Source organism: Xenorhabdus miraniensis (assembly GCF_002632615.1).
Genome location: NZ_NITZ01000044.1, coordinates 1 through 13,379, shown reverse-complemented (window position 1 = coordinate 13,379; position 13,379 = coordinate 1). Strand labels below are relative to the sequence as shown.

The 13,379-nt window shown below is 43.8% G+C and carries 24 protein-coding genes; 9 read left to right on the top strand and 15 right to left on the bottom strand.

The genetic code is table 11. The annotated features are described in order from the left end of the window. The first annotated feature begins 307 nt into the window (after nt 1-307). Nucleotides 308-1,561, top strand: coding sequence for a tyrosine-type recombinase/integrase (locus Xmir_RS21190; RefSeq protein WP_099115994.1), 1,254 nt, complete (start codon nt 308-310; stop codon nt 1,559-1,561). A gap of 138 nt (nt 1,562-1,699) precedes the next feature. On the opposite strand, the gene Xmir_RS21180 is transcribed toward Xmir_RS21190, so the two are convergent. The 15 genes from Xmir_RS21180 to Xmir_RS21110 form a co-directional block, all read right to left on the bottom strand. Then, nucleotides 1,700-2,017, bottom strand: coding sequence for a hypothetical protein (locus tag Xmir_RS21180; RefSeq protein ID WP_099115992.1), 318 nt, complete (start codon nt 2,015-2,017; stop codon nt 1,700-1,702). 62 nt (nt 2,018-2,079) lie between these two features. Next, a complete protein-coding gene (locus tag Xmir_RS21175; protein WP_099115991.1) occupies nt 2,080-2,280 on the bottom strand; it encodes an ogr/Delta-like zinc finger family protein in 201 nt (66 codons plus the stop codon). Between the two features lie 12 nt (nt 2,281-2,292). Beyond that, the gene (locus Xmir_RS21170; RefSeq protein WP_099115990.1) at nt 2,293-2,514 is read right to left on the bottom strand and encodes a hypothetical protein; all 222 of its coding nucleotides are present in this window, start codon (nt 2,512-2,514) and stop codon (nt 2,293-2,295) included. Next, nucleotides 2,507-3,121: a hypothetical protein gene (locus Xmir_RS21165; protein ID WP_099115989.1), complete on the bottom strand. Its 615-nt coding sequence runs from the start codon at nt 3,119-3,121 to the stop codon at nt 2,507-2,509. Before Xmir_RS21165 ends, Xmir_RS21170 begins: the two co-directional genes overlap by 8 nt. Continuing rightward, nucleotides 3,118-3,360: a hypothetical protein gene (locus Xmir_RS21160; protein WP_099115988.1), complete on the bottom strand. Its 243-nt coding sequence runs from the start codon at nt 3,358-3,360 to the stop codon at nt 3,118-3,120. Before Xmir_RS21160 ends, Xmir_RS21165 begins: the two co-directional genes overlap by 4 nt. A 10-nt stretch (nt 3,361-3,370) precedes the next feature. Next, a complete protein-coding gene (locus tag Xmir_RS21155) occupies nt 3,371-4,150 on the bottom strand; it encodes a Rha family transcriptional regulator (protein ID WP_099115987.1) in 780 nt (259 codons plus the stop codon). A gap of 9 nt (nt 4,151-4,159) precedes the next feature. Then, the gene (locus Xmir_RS21150) at nt 4,160-4,651 is read right to left on the bottom strand and encodes a hypothetical protein (RefSeq protein WP_099115986.1); all 492 of its coding nucleotides are present in this window, start codon (nt 4,649-4,651) and stop codon (nt 4,160-4,162) included. After that, a complete protein-coding gene (locus Xmir_RS21145; protein ID WP_244171008.1) occupies nt 4,651-4,842 on the bottom strand; it encodes a PerC family transcriptional regulator in 192 nt (63 codons plus the stop codon). Before Xmir_RS21145 ends, Xmir_RS21150 begins: the two co-directional genes overlap by 1 nt. Beyond that, complete coding sequence (locus Xmir_RS21140) at nt 4,826-5,110, bottom strand: hypothetical protein (protein WP_099115984.1); 285 nt, start codon at nt 5,108-5,110, stop codon at nt 4,826-4,828. The genes Xmir_RS21145 and Xmir_RS21140 overlap by 17 nt, the downstream gene beginning before the upstream one ends. Nucleotides 5,111-5,202: 92 nt before the next feature. After that, entirely contained in the window at nt 5,203-5,613 is a 411-nt protein-coding gene (locus Xmir_RS21135; RefSeq protein WP_099115983.1) for a hypothetical protein, read from the bottom strand. Between the two features lie 5 nt (nt 5,614-5,618). Continuing rightward, a complete protein-coding gene (locus tag Xmir_RS21130; RefSeq protein WP_099115982.1) occupies nt 5,619-5,978 on the bottom strand; it encodes a hypothetical protein in 360 nt (119 codons plus the stop codon). Between the two features lie 17 nt (nt 5,979-5,995). Next, complete coding sequence (locus Xmir_RS21125; protein WP_099115981.1) at nt 5,996-6,205, bottom strand: hypothetical protein; 210 nt, start codon at nt 6,203-6,205, stop codon at nt 5,996-5,998. 1 nt (nt 6,206) lies between these two features. Further along, a complete protein-coding gene (gene csrA / locus Xmir_RS21120; protein WP_099115980.1) occupies nt 6,207-6,386 on the bottom strand; it encodes a carbon storage regulator CsrA in 180 nt (59 codons plus the stop codon). Between the two features lie 29 nt (nt 6,387-6,415). Continuing rightward, entirely contained in the window at nt 6,416-6,580 is a 165-nt protein-coding gene (locus Xmir_RS26015; protein WP_167386037.1) for a hypothetical protein, read from the bottom strand. A gap of 423 nt (nt 6,581-7,003) precedes the next feature. Then, nucleotides 7,004-7,405 carry a helix-turn-helix domain-containing protein gene (locus Xmir_RS21110; protein WP_244171007.1) on the bottom strand — a complete coding sequence of 134 codons (402 nt, stop codon included), beginning with the start codon at nt 7,403-7,405 and terminating at the stop codon, nt 7,004-7,006. A gap of 107 nt (nt 7,406-7,512) precedes the next feature. Here Xmir_RS21110 and Xmir_RS21105 point away from each other — a divergent pair, with 107 nt between their 5' ends. The 8 genes from Xmir_RS21105 (at nt 7,513) to Xmir_RS21070 (ending at nt 13,238) form a co-directional block, all read left to right on the top strand. After that, a complete protein-coding gene (locus Xmir_RS21105; protein ID WP_099115977.1) occupies nt 7,513-7,734 on the top strand; it encodes a helix-turn-helix transcriptional regulator in 222 nt (73 codons plus the stop codon). A 94-nt stretch (nt 7,735-7,828) separates the two neighbouring features. Beyond that, the gene (locus Xmir_RS21100) at nt 7,829-8,605 is read left to right on the top strand and encodes a helix-turn-helix domain-containing protein (protein ID WP_099115976.1); all 777 of its coding nucleotides are present in this window, start codon (nt 7,829-7,831) and stop codon (nt 8,603-8,605) included. A gap of 15 nt (nt 8,606-8,620) precedes the next feature. Further along, complete coding sequence (locus Xmir_RS21095; RefSeq protein ID WP_099115975.1) at nt 8,621-9,205, top strand: ATP-binding protein; 585 nt, start codon at nt 8,621-8,623, stop codon at nt 9,203-9,205. Further along, nucleotides 9,202-10,563, top strand: a complete 1,362-nt coding sequence (locus tag Xmir_RS21090) for a replicative DNA helicase (protein WP_099115974.1) — start codon at nt 9,202-9,204, stop codon at nt 10,561-10,563. Before Xmir_RS21095 ends, Xmir_RS21090 begins: the two co-directional genes overlap by 4 nt. A 14-nt stretch (nt 10,564-10,577) precedes the next feature. Further along, nucleotides 10,578-11,438: a helix-turn-helix domain-containing protein gene (locus tag Xmir_RS21085; protein ID WP_167386036.1), complete on the top strand. Its 861-nt coding sequence runs from the start codon at nt 10,578-10,580 to the stop codon at nt 11,436-11,438. After that, on the top strand, nt 11,431-11,850 hold the full coding sequence (locus tag Xmir_RS21080; protein WP_099115973.1) for an antiterminator Q family protein: 420 nt from the start codon (nt 11,431-11,433) through the stop codon (nt 11,848-11,850). The genes Xmir_RS21085 and Xmir_RS21080 overlap by 8 nt, the downstream gene beginning before the upstream one ends. A 119-nt stretch (nt 11,851-11,969) precedes the next feature. Beyond that, a complete protein-coding gene (locus Xmir_RS21075; protein ID WP_099115972.1) occupies nt 11,970-12,284 on the top strand; it encodes a hypothetical protein in 315 nt (104 codons plus the stop codon). A 207-nt stretch (nt 12,285-12,491) separates the two neighbouring features. Next, nucleotides 12,492-13,238: a Thoeris anti-defense Tad2 family protein gene (locus tag Xmir_RS21070; protein ID WP_099115971.1), complete on the top strand. Its 747-nt coding sequence runs from the start codon at nt 12,492-12,494 to the stop codon at nt 13,236-13,238. Nucleotides 13,239-13,379: the final 141 nt, after the last annotated feature.

Sequence of the window (13,379 nt, the reverse complement as noted above, 5' to 3'; positions counted from 1 at the left end):
ACATGATTGCGTCCATTTTTCAATTAATAATGAATATTATTTGTTTAATTTATTGATTTTAAAGTTAATTTAAAAATTAAAACTATTCATATCAAAAATACGTTTATCTAGTCAGTGCTAATCATTAACAATCACATATAGTCACGAATTTAAAGTTAATTTAATGAATTTTAAATTAATTTTTTTATTTTTTCGTTTTTAATAGTCAGTAACAGTCACAATCACTCACCTTGTGTCACAAGAAATATGTACATCTTGGTGTACATAAACTACATTAAAAGCTGTATTGTTTTTTGAGGAAGATGATATGGCTATTACTGATTCATGGCTTCGCTCTACCAATGGCAAGCCTCAAGAAAAATTGGTTACTAAATCAGATAGGGATGGCTTGTCTGTTCGTGTTACCCCTAAAGGGAAAATTATATTTCAGCTTAGATACCGCTGGAACGGCAAGGGGGATCGAATTGACATCGGAACCTATCCAGCAACCAGCTTAAAGGACGCTCGCGATTCCGTGCTTTTTTATCGCGGGGAGCTAGAACAGCATCGTAATCCAAAGATAGTTAAGCGAGTTCGTAAAGAATCTGCATTGAACGCAGTAACTATAGAAGGGCTTATACGTGAGTGGTGGAAAACAACAATGCAAGGATCAAGGGTTAAGGCGGGTGAAATTTTGCGTTCTTTCGAAATTTATGTTTTCCCCAAAATTGGTCAATTACCTCATGATGAGGTAACACTTCATGTCTGGCTTTCTTTAATTGAAGATATTACCAAACAATCACCTTCAATAGGTGCCCGTATATTGACGTACTCTAAGAAAGCGCATAAGTGGGCTGTTCGGCGAGGGTTGACTAGTGTTACTCCATTATCTGATGTGGGGTTAAGTGATTTAGGTGGGAAAGGGCCTGATACCGAGATTGATAATGATGTGGGTGAAAGGACATTAAGTGAAGAGGAACTGGTAGTTCTTTTTCGGATTATTAATTCTCCTAAATATAATCCACGGAACGCACTAATGGTAAAATTGTGCTTATTATTTGGATGTCGTATCGGTGAGTTGCTAAAGGCTAAAGTTAGTGATTTTGATTATGAAAAAAACATCTGGGTAATCCCTCCAGCGAATCATAAGACTGGAAGAAGAACTAAAAAAACTATTGTTAGACCAATCATCCCAGCAGCCAAGGAATTAATTGAGCAGGCAAAGAAACTAAATCGTGGTAGTGATTATCTGATTACCTTGCTTAATGGTGAACCTTTCTCGCAAGGCTCACACAAACATATAATTGCAAGACTTAATAAAAAGATGGCTCCTTATCTTGATTCTTGCGTCTCTTGGTCAATCCACGACTTACGCCGAACCATGCGCACAGGCATATCCGAACTGACCGCGCCTCATGTAGCCGAAATTATGGTAGGTCATAAACTGCCGGGAGTATGGCAGGTGTACGATAAGCACACCTACCTGAATGAACAGAGAGAGGCATATGAGCGCTGGTGGGATAAGCTGACTAAAATTGTTTCCCGGCTTCCCAGTCAAGAATGTCCTGCCACAGAAAATTAAGCTGGTCAGATAGGAATCTTGGTTTTGGGAAGCCCTGTCTTTTTTGCTTCCCATTGCCGCACCACAACCTTATCGTGTGTGGTGTTACACCATATCTACCCGCCAGTTCTTTTGTTTTGATATAGGGTGATTCACTCATCATTCGCCTCCTTTCTGATACCCGTTCCTCAAAATAACCTTCGCCACTTTCGCAGGTGTTGCCGTGTCACTCCAAGTCGCATCAAAAATGATGTTGTTCAGTTCTGTACTCAGAATGTCGTCCAAATTCTTTGGCCTTTCGGAGTAGGGCACCTCATCGGGCACCCCGTCCATAATGTCGATAATCAGTGTGGCTATTTCTGCTTCCTTCCGTTCTGGCTTGCGGTATCCTGCTTGCCAGATGGCATGGGTGATATCAGCAGGATCACCCCAGACCGAAGCGATTATTTGAGTGAGGTGGAATGAGTTATTGATCATGCTTCTCCACTCCTTCAAGTAACTGATACGCTGTAGTAATAATATCCATGTCGTTTTTCACGTTACTTTCTTTTCTTTGGGTGTGGGTTAACTTTGTTAATATTGTTTCCCTTAGAAATAACGCGAATAAAGCTCTCACAGGTAACAAAGGTTGTGCCGCAATTAATATTTTGACACTGGTTATAGCGCTCTTTTGTTTCTTCTGTTTGCCAGAAACTACTACGGGTATGAGAGTTAGTTTTACATATAGGGCATCTAAACATGTTATTACCTCATTAAGAATTATTGCTCGTTCTGCTTTTATTCACCGGTGTTATCTTCACTGCTGCCACTTTGGGTGCGGGTGGCAGAGGAGGGCAAACGCCCTCGTGAATGTGTTGATTACGTCTCATGCGGTGGATGTGCCGCCCTGAGTGATCCCTGCCATCGTCGATGTGGACTACCGTTCTGACCAGTTCGTCGGTAATGTCCACCATCTGGCGAGCTTCCTCAGTCACGTTCTGCCTCCAGTTCTCTTACCTTCTGTTCGGCAAGTTCGAAGATGCTTTCGTGCATCGGAAAAACCACAAAAACAGGGTTGCCGTAAATTCTGTTCGTAAAAGAACAGAAGAGGAATCGACAAGGTGTATTCATGCCAGAGGGTTCCATGAGCACCGAGCCTGATCCCTTAAACATCTGGGCGGGATAAGCCAGATATTTAGCTGCGAAGAGTGGCATCACGTTTTGTTTCTCTGTCGGGATAGCTTTATCCAGATCAGGGAAGTGACCTTTTATTATTTCCAGATGAGTCAGGCTAAAGGCCACCTCATCTTCCCCCAGGTGAATAGCCCTTGGTTCGTCACCAAGGAGAATTTCTGTGAAGCAGGCTTTTTCTGGAATATCACCACAGAACCGGATAATCAGATCGATATCAGTAGCATCGTCATCATCAAAGAAAGTGCCGCTCTCCTCTTTAAGCTCCATGCGTACCAGTACATGTTTGTTAGTCGCTTCAATATGTTTCCGGGTGATATGGATCCCCGATAACTGGGGGTGCTTTTCCGCTTGCTCTCCTTTGGCCACACAAACGAGAGCCGCACGCAACAAATCGGTATCGATGATCATGACTTCACCTCCGCACTTGAGCACAAGTCTATGTCAGCAATCGCGCTTTCGTTGAATCCCTCTGGCATGACAGAAAAGAGGGTATGGTTAGTTGATGTCAGCCGATCATCGGTAAATACTGCCTGCGATTTTTCGATAGCATCCATTGCATCATGGGCCTCCATAGAAATTCTCAGCGTATGGCGATGTCCACAGGGATAATCAGCCAAATAGGTCACAATGTATTTTGTCTTTTCCATTTCCATTCCCTCATTTCTTGCCAAACAGTTTTTTGAGATCCACGCCGTATACAGCCAGCCATGCTTCGGCAGGCCATGACTTCACACGCCCGTATCTGGGGTCGGGAACCTCTGTAGCTTCTAGGTTGTTTTCACGGCACCATTTGCGGAGTGGGGCGAACTTGTATTCCTTTTCATTTTCAGTGGCTCTATGCACACTGGTAATGGTTGCGTGCCTGGTGCTTTCGCCCAGACGTTCTTCCAGTTCCCGGCACTTGCGGGTAACCGCACCGAGTTTGCCGAGTGCTCTCGCTTCACGACTGCGGCTGATCTGTGATTTGGTGCGCTCCGCTTTGTCGGCTCTGGCTTTTTCTTCCAATCGGCCTTGTTCGGATTCGATAGCCATCTGTAAGACTTCGAGTTTTGATAGCTGAGGCAGACCAGCAGATTGTTGCTGAACAGCTGGAGTAGCTTCGCCGGACTCCAAGTCAAACCAACGGTCGATAATTGCGGCACGGCGCACAACGTCATAACCGGAGATCAGGACTTCAGTGTGTCGCCGATTGAGTAAGTATTCCCATGCATTGGCGTTCGATTTATCATACTGAATACAATTAACACCTTGATTTGTAAGGTAAAGCAAATCTGCTTTACGGATATAATCCTTATCTTCACCGCCGTACAAAGCGGATAGCATAGTGCGAATATCACGACACACATCTGCATGTTTCTTCCCCGTCAGCGCCGCAATTTCACGGCTGCTCATCATTGCTGTCTGGTTGATAGTGACTAATTCATTTTTCTTGCTCATATCTCTTTCTCAATGTGCAGTTGGTGACAAAGGTCTGGCTGTAATGAAGTTGAATCCATCGATAAATACGCCATCGATAAAATCACGCATCCATGTACTGCCTTTTTCTTTTTCATTCACTTCATTACCGAGGTAAAAACGCTGTAATGCGATATATTTCTCGACTGGGTTAGCCTCCAGAATCGTTTTTTCGATCTGGTGAATAAGCAATGTTTCAATAGCTTCGAAATTTATTTCAGCGGTGCAATTTTTATGGGTAAATATAAAATTGCCATTTTCAAGTCTTCCGAAACGCTCACCACATGAAACTAAGTATTCCCGTGCAACAATGGCTCTGCTTTGTTTTACTGAGAATTCAGCCCATTCCATTTTTTCCGCATCGGTTAATGGCGGGTGATTGGCTATCATTCTTTCTTCATCTAAAAGAAAAGTCGGACATTCGAATTTGCTTTTCTGCAAAGTGGCAATCATTTCTTTTATCATTGATTCTGTGTATTTCATTACCACCCCTCCTGTATTTTGATTTGCGCTTTCCGAACACACCGCAAATTATTCTTGGTGCATTCCTGTTCTTGCTTTTTGTCGTGAGATAATGAAAGTGCTTCACCCCATTTATTAGCAGCACGACGAAATAAGCCTTTCAGTTCTAAACTTCGTGCTAATTCTTTTGCCTGTTCATATGCAGTCATCATTTGCCGCCTGTTTATTCATATACCTTTTCAATACTGAAGCTATTCTCTTCTGGTTTTCTTTTTGGGCTCTTAATGTTCCTCGATAACTGTTATGCAATGAGTGTCTTTCTTCGTTATTCTCTTGGTGATATTGAGCCCATAATCGATGCTTAATATCAGCAGCTAAATATTTAGCTCTTCCCCAATATAAGGCTGCAAGGTCATAGTTTTCTTCTTTCTCTTTCTGGATGGCTTTGTTTGCAGCTGTTATATAATTTACATCTTCCATTTCTGACTCCTTATTTGTAATCGGTCTGAATTTGGCGTGAGCGAGTCCCCAGTGATGGCACTGTAATTAAATTTATCTTGTAATTTTTATTATTATTCTAATTCGGCTATTTGTATTTCTAACTCAGATATCGTTTCATGTAATGAATTAATTTCACTCATTGCTTTTGAATACTTTTTCTGTAGGGCTATCTTTTCTCTTTCTCGCCTGACATCGGCTTTCAGTTCTTCCAGAAGCTGAGCATGTCGCTCCATAAATTCGGGGCGCATCTCACCATCACGTAACTTAGTTGAGCCATCTTTCTGCTTAACTTTTTTGGTGGGAAAATTGCTTTCTTTGCCCTCTTTGTTAAATTGCTCTTGTGCCCGAACGTAAGCCAGTTTATTCAGTGCGCCTTTCTCGCTGAGATAAGCCTTGCTGGAACCGCGAACGACATAGACTTCACGAGGCTCAATAGTGATATCGTAGTCAGTTGCGCTTTCGATGGGTTTATTTATTGTCATGGTTATTATTCTCCACGAATTCGTGATATTTCTTGCAAGACATTATGATTAATTTCAGTTGCGATATTTAAAATATTGGCGTCATTCTCAGTTAAATGTCCAAACATCCAAAGAACTAAGAGTGATTGTAATTTTTCGGATAGCTTTTGAGTTTTTTCTAATTCATGACCTTTACTCTTCTGATTATTATTTACTTCGGCCACTTCCCTTAATTTTTCCGCCAATACTTTAGATTGACGATGAATACCACGAGACATTAAATAAGCGTCTGCCGTGTCTCCACAATCAATTTCAGCCATTAATGAAACTAATTGTGTTTCAATTTCTTCTGAAATTTCGACGGCTGCTTGTAGTTTATTTGACATATTCCACCCTGAGTTTATTATTTAAAGTTATTATTTAATGTATTCAGATCGTGATACTGACACATTGATAATCTATGCACGGCTCGTAATTTTAAATGAGTATCAGTATCCGCTTCTTCTTCAATTAACTTTAATAACGGACCCAATAAAGCCTGTATTTCTTCATTAATTTCTAGCGCGTTTTGTAAATAAGATTTATCACCAACGGATATTTTTATTTTGCTCATGTTATCCCACCTTGTTTTTCTCCAATTGGATGCGTTGATAAATTTCTTCACGATATACAGAAGTACCTTCGGGTGCTTGAACACCTATTTTAACCTGATTACCATTGATGCCTAATATAACTATTTCGATATTATCACCGACTCTTATTTTTTCTTGTCGGCGGCGGGTTAGGATTAACATTTGTGTTTCCTTTAGTTATGATTGGGTGTTTATTCGATATTTCCCATTTTTTTAGCCTTTTCACTTAGTAATTCAATAATTTGTTTGGCGATACCACTTGCTCGATCATTTCCTATTCTTTCTAAGATCATTACTGCCTCTAACATTGTGTGCAAGTCAAGGTAATCCTCTTTTGTAGTTATATTTTCAAACATGAGTCGCTCCATAATTAACTATTTGCCCTTGATATCCCATAACCTTTTCAACCTTAAATTGTAACTGCCGAATAGCCTCTTGATACGTATTAGCTGTAATGCGAGCGCGAACTCTCTTGTGGGCAATGGCAACTATAAACAAATGCACTTTCATAGGACACTCAAAACCAACCATTTTCAATTTCTCTGTGTTGTATGTCTTAGGAATATTTTAACGATACAATATGTACCAATACTGGTCAATACAAAATGTACCATTTTTTTAAATATGTGCGTTGAATAAAAAATGTAACGAAAGAGATTGCATCATCATCAGAATGGACAATAAAAAAGCCACCATTGGTGGCTTTATATATATGTAAAGAAAATTATGATCAGTATAACATTTTTCAGCGTTATGATTTACAGAGTAAAGTTCTTCTGCTAACGTGTTTTACTGCCTCTCTTCGCCAGCATTTCGGCAAAAATCGCATTAAAATGTGCCGACTTTGCCCTCAATTCGCGTAAAAAACGATCCGCTTCCTCTGATGGAAGGCTGTCAAACAAACTCAATAGTTCTTCGTGCTCTTTGGCTAGGGTGGGTTCGATACTAACGGCGTGAGGTGTTTGCTCTCCTAATGCGGAAACGGTGCCATCGGAGTTTAAGATAACCTGCTTAATTCCTATAAAATCTAGGATTGCAGCAATATCTTTAACTGATGGTTCCCTCCTTCCGTTTAACCAGTGGCCTATCGCACCTCGTGTCATGCCAAGGTGTTCAGCTAATTTGTCGTATGTGATGCCATCAACCTTCATTCGGTCTTTGGCCATATCAAACCAGTTCATATTCATACCTTAATTATACAAATCGTATCCATTTCATCAATAAACATATTGTATCTTAGTATTGCTATATTGGATACATTATGTATTATTTGGTCAGGAGGAGCGAAATGAACAAGATAAAAAAAATTAGAAGTGATTTAGGGATCACCCGAAAAGGGTTAGCTGAAATAGTAGGTTGTACCCCTGGTGCAATAGGACATTACGAGAACGGAAGGCGCACCCCTGATCTGGCTATATGTAGAACAATAGTTTCTGCTTTCAGAGAGCAAGGAATTGAGATCACGCTAGATGATGTGTTCCCACCACCTGAGAGGCTAGCTCATGAATAAGTTTCAGTCAGCCGTGGTTTATCTCATGGCGCTGGTGGTGCTCCGATCTGGGGTGCGTGGATGTGGTCTGTGGTGATGTAACGGAGCAATCTGTATGAGTATGAGTTTAATGGCCAAGGCAATGAGCATTAAGGTAGGTTCTCACCTGAGAAAGCTTGTGCTCATTAAGTTAGCCGACAATGCCAATGATAAAGGGGAATGCTGGCCCTCATATCAGCATATTGCAGATCACTGCGAATGCAGCAAAAGCGCAGTGCGAAGTCACATTGATGCCCTGATTAAGATGGGCTTGCTTATCAAGGAAAACCGGCTGGGTAATCACAACGGGAAAGGGAATGCCTCGAATGTCTATTACCTGAATTTATCTGCTGACCCTGTGTCACCAAAAAGCATACCCCCTGTGCCACCTGTTGGCAGCCCTATGCTATCTGCTGACACCCCTGTGCCGTCAGGTGACATACCCCCTATGCCGTCAGATGGCACCAGAACCAGTCACTCTTTTGAACCAGTCAATGAACCAGTCAAAGAACCTAATATACCCCTTACCCCTCAAGGGGCTGGGCAAGGAAAAAAAGCTAAATTCGATCCATTGACGGCCAAGCCAGATAACGTCAGTGCGGAGACCTGGGCAGACTGGGTGAAGTTCAGGCAGGAAATCAAAAAGCCCCTGACGGAAACGAGTTGCAGGCAGCAGGCTAAACAACTGGCGGAGTGCTCAGATCCCGACGGGGTGATTTGTACCTCCATCGCCAATAGCTGGCAGGGGTTATTTCCCGACAAGCCCAAACGGGCACAGCAAGCCAATACACACACGGGCTTTGAACACAAACACTACGAAGCGCACGGTGCGCACTGGACAAAGAATCTTTGATATTCAGGTGAGGTCATGGGGATAAATAATTTCGGAACACTGAACATCGCTCCTCGTTTTGCTCAGGCAACCTTCGATACCTATCAGCCGCAAAATCCAGAGGCGGAACGCAACCTGAAAACCTGTCAGGGCTATGTCCAGACATGGGCAGACCGCAAGGCTGGCGGGGAAGGGTTGATCCTGTGCGGGCGCCAGGGAACGGGAAAAACTCATCTGGCCGTGGCTGTTTGTCGTGAGATTGCCACCGAGGGGGGTGAAGACGTTTTTATTACCACGGCATCCCGCATCATTCGCGCTTTCCGTCGCTCATGGAACGGCGAAGGCGGCATGAGTGAATACGATACCCTGCAATTTTACAGTGAACGGGATTTACTGGTGATTGATGAAATTGGGGTGCAATACGGCACAGAATCCGAGCGCAACATTTTGTTTGAGGTGCTGAATAACCGCTATGAAGACCTGTTACCCACCATCCTGATAAGCAATTTGCCCGTGACCGAGCTGGCTCAATTCTTGGGTGACAGGACGCTGGATCGGTTGTTTCAGGGCGGCACGGTGTTGGCATTTGACTGGGAAAGCTACAGGAGGGAAACAGTATGAATGAGTATGATTTAGAAGTGGCCGTGCTTAGCGGCTTGCTGTCGGGCGGGGCCACACCGGATGCGTATGACGTGCTGGCAACCCTGCCAGACGAGGCGTTCAATTCCACTTACCTGCGTCGGGTATATAGGGAAATCAAAAAGCAGGCGCTGGGCAGTGCCATCATCGATCCCTTTTTCATTGCGGATGCGATGGGGGAGGAAAGGGGCACCCTGGCTAACTTACTGGAACTGGCTAACACCCCTGTCTGGCAGGCGAATTTGAAAGGCTATGCTGAGAAGGTCATGAGTTACTGGCGCGTGCGTCAGGTAACTGAACTCATTAGCCGCTACCAGAAAGATATTCAGGAATGCAGTAATCATACTCAGGCGGAAGAACTGATCGACGCCTTTGCCTCTCAGTTCAGCGGATTATCCCGGGGTGATGGCAGTTTACAGCCCGTTTCGATTGGCACGCTGCTTGATGGTTACGTCGAAACATTGGAATCCCGCAACCAGGGGAAAACAGGCATGGTCTTTACGGGGATCGCGCCACTGGATGAGATGACGGGCGGGTTTAATCCGACCGATCTGATATTGCTGGGCGGACGTCCAGGTATGGGAAAAACAGAGCTGGCCTTGTGCATGATTGACGGCATGACCCGTGATGGGGGCAGCGCATTGTTGTTTTCTATGGAAATGGCCGCTCAACAAATTGCTGAACGCATGGTGGCAGGATCGGCGCACATGCCAGTCTCCAAACTCAGGAACTGCGACTTGTATGATGAAGACTGGGGACGGATTGGGGACGCGCTCGGCTCGTTGATGGATCGGGATATCCATATACTGGATGCCAGTAACCTGAGTATCGAACAAATCTGCGCCATTAGTGAAACTCACAAGCGCCGCTATCCCAATCTGAGGGGGATTTTCGTGGACTATCTGGGACTGATTAAAAAGCCCAAAGCCGATCGTCACGATTTGGCGGTGGCTGAGATATCGAAAGCGCTCAAAGGGTTGGCTAAACGCCTGCATACCCCGGTCACCGCATTGAGTCAATTATCCAGGGATGTTGATAAACGTCCATTAAATCAGCGCCGTCCCGTTGCTGCTGACTTGCGTGATTCCGGCTCACTGGAGCAGGATGCGGATCGTATCATCTTTACCTATCGGGATGCGGTATACAACCCACTCAGCCCCGCCAAAAAATACGCTGAAATCATTCTGGATAAGAACCGTCACGGGGAAACCGGTACCGTCTATCAGGAATTCAGGCACGGACATTACCTGCCGACTGATCAGGTATCTGCCGCCGAAGTGTGCCGGATGCAGCAACAAGCCAAACAAAAAGAACGCCGTTATGCCAACAAGGCACTTTAATGACAGGGGAAAGCATGATGATGGACAACTTAACACACAAGACACTCTTTACTATCCCTGAGCCACGTTACAGTACGGCACTGGCAACCGTGAAGCCGTTACCTGTTCAGCGCAAGATCACCGGCAATAAACAGGTGGATGCTTACCTGTGGGTACTGGAGGTCATCAAAACCAATGAACCCGCCCACCTTGGGGCGGCAGAAACCGCGCTGAAGAAACTGAAAATTACCCCCAAGGAAGCTCAGAAAAAATATGCTGATTACCTGATGAAATCAGGTACAGCAGCTTTTCAGGTTGCCTTTGGCACGTTCAGCATGGATAACCCGCAGGGCTATATTGATCGGGCGAAAACGCAGATCAGCGATGCAGCGAAAGTCAGGGCAACCTTTGAAAGCTATGAAGCCGCACTGGAACTGACTAAGCCGGAAAAGTTAATGCTGGTGGGGGAATTGGCGGAAATCTACGAGGCGGGTTACTACTGGAACGAGAAAGAATTAGCAGAAGGCTGCATGCGCGGTGATCGGGTTAATGAAACCGATAAATTGCGCAAGGCCACGGCGAAAGGCTTTGCTGAGCAGCTTCCTGAACCGCATACCTTGTCTGATGTGGTGCGTGAGTTTCTTTACTGGGACTGGCTCTGTCAGATGCGCAATGTGGCTGATAAGGAACTTGATCCGGGCGGGTACGGTGATGAGCGATACTATATCTATGACCGGGAAGATTACCTTGAAAAGAAACTCGCCACCATTCAAGCCGTGAACCGTCAGGAAGCTATTGACGTCTGCAAATGGGTGCTGGAGGAAGAGCGCTTCCATGATCATGAACTGACCGACAAGATTATCCTCAATCTGGTGGGGGAGTGTGCGAATGCGTGATATTCAATTAGTGATGGAACGCTGGGGCGCATGGGCGGCTGATAACAGTGATGGCGTTTACTGGTCATCCATTGCGGCAGGGTTTAAGGGGCTGATCCCGAACCGGGTTAAGTCTCGCCCACAATGTTGTGATGATGATGCCATTATCATTTCCGGTTGCATGGCAAGACTGAACAAGAACAATAGCGAAGCCCATGATTTACTCTTCGATTATTACGTATTCGGTAAGACGTTTATGCAATTAGCGCAGGATCATGAATGTTCTGATACCCATATCGGGAAAAGGCTACAAAAGGCAGAGGGGGTTATTGAAGGTATGTTAATGATGCTGGATGTTTCACTGGAAATAGACAAATACGTCCAGTTAGAACCGCAGGGGATTAACGCACACCAATTATGCAGTAACTTTTGAAAATAGCTTTACGATCGTAAAAATGCTGCTATTGTGATAAGAGTGATAGCAATGTCACACAGCTTATCGAATTTTCAGACCTCGCTTTGGCGGGGTTTTTTTGCTTTCTGGGGGAATGAATGTCTGCACCAGTCACAGAATCCTTAGTTATCCGTCCTGCATCTGAACAGCCCACGCCTGATATGGATGGCAAAGAAGTGTTGGTCTGCAATCCTTGCGATGGCTGGCATATTGGCTATGTGCATTTTTGGGAAGGGGAATACGCTGGCATTTATCGATGGATAGGCGACGAGTTTGAACCCCGGTATTTCTATGTCGCATGGGCGCTATTACCCGATGGTTTGAAAATCAGTGATGCGTTCGAAGACCAGAAAGCCACACCGGAAGAAATGGATCGCTATTGGTTGGTAAGAGAGAAGCCGAGCGGTAAATAAACTATCAGCATCAAACTTCGAATTTACAACTCACTGAATCATGCACTCGACCAATAAACAGATTTTATAATGCACGACCATATTTTAATGTGTATTGATTCTGTCATGGGTTATTCAATTGAGATAAGAACCTGACCTAAGTAATATTAACTGGCTAGTTAGCAATAGGATGAAATGACCTTTAACGAATAATAAAGTGAGGGACTTATGTCTGACGTTAATAAGCTGGAAAATAAACAATGCCCGTTTGATCCTGAGCAATATAAAGTCAAAATTAATGACACAGTTGCACCTGTCGGCTCATACCCGTGGGCAATGATTCAAGTCTACTTAGGTAATAAATTATACCGTAGTGACTGGAATTTTCCTGTTGAATATATACGCCTTGCTGGTATACCTGATGGCGATCCTTATATTGAAAAATATACGCCAAACAATCCAGATCATTGGCAGCCAACACAAGAAGATATGTTGGCTTGTGATTGGAGCCTGATGGATTGCAAGTTGTCTTTTAATCTTATATCAGGAACTGAAACATCTAGTCATTTTGGGAATATAGGCTGGGGGTATATATCAGATAGCCTAGTTGGTTGGCCGCGTACTATGGGCGCTTTAAATATAACTTCAAATAATGAGATAGATATTACGGAAATATCTTCATTCAGTTGGGGTGAAAAAAGTAACACGCTTTATATTAATATATCCACCAAACAAGATGAGGATAGTTACCAAAAAGTAGGAGCTCTCTTCCAAAATAAAGAACTTCGGGTGGTGGTTAATAATGAGTCTTATAATCTTGGCAGGGCACAACTAGGACATCATGAGGGAAGTGGACCTTATGATTACGAATTTTCGTATCAAAATTCCGAGGCACAAAAGCTAGGTGCTTTACTGCAACAAATGCAAAAAACTGGGCAACCCCAAAACTTTTGCCTCGACTGGATTGATAAATAAATTACTCAAATCCACACACTGAATTCAAGGCTGCGCTCCGGCGTGGCCTTTTTGTTTTGTCATCATAAAGTCAGGAAACCAGAAATGAAAAAGTTAACAGTCACCCTTTTAGGTCTAAATGAGAATAACACTGCTGGTTCT